The 620-nt window shown below is 53.1% G+C and carries 1 protein-coding gene; it reads left to right on the top strand.

Features of this window, described 5'->3' with window-relative positions; translation table 11 throughout:
• On the top strand, nt 1–620 hold a 620-nt coding region (locus A1OO_RS22770), incomplete at both ends, for a tyrosine-type recombinase/integrase (protein ID WP_017005062.1).

Here is a 620-nt window from a genome sequence, read left to right as displayed (position 1 = left end):
CGCAATGGCTTGCAGTTCTTCTATCGCTACACCCTTAATAAGCAATGGCAATGGCTCGATATCGTTAAGCCGCCTCAGGTCAAACGCTTGCCCGATATCTTAACCCCTAGAGAGGTCGGCTTACTCATCACCTTCACCCAACAACCTCGCTACCAACGCTTCTTCTATACCTTGTATTGTCTGGGGTTACGCCTGGGGGAAGGACTTCGATTGTCAGTGCCAGATATCGACAGTGACCAACATCAGGTGCATGTGCGCAATGCCAAGGGCGGCAAAGACCGCTTAGTGCCGCTGCCCGATAAGACACTCGCGGTCTTACGCCTGCACTGGTCTACCCATCGCCATCCCACCTTGCTCTTTCCGGGTGTCGGCAATGATGCCCACATGGACCGCGGTGGGGTGCAAAAAGCCATGAAGCAAGTCTGTCGTGACGCGAAGATCAACAAGGCCATTAGCCCACACTCATTACGCCATTGTTATGCCACCCATCTGCTCGAGCGTGGGTTGGATTTACGATCATTACAACACCTGCTGGGTCACGCCAGTCTGAATACCACCGCACGCTACACACAACTCACTGAGATGAAACAAGCTGAGGTGCATCAGGCTGTCAATCAACT

The sequence above is a fragment of the Enterovibrio norvegicus FF-33 genome, from assembly GCF_000286835.2.
Classification (GTDB): domain Bacteria; phylum Pseudomonadota; class Gammaproteobacteria; order Enterobacterales; family Vibrionaceae; genus Enterovibrio; species Enterovibrio norvegicus_A.
Note: the sequence above shows the minus strand (reverse complement) of the source record. Positions and strands in the feature narration are given on the sequence as shown.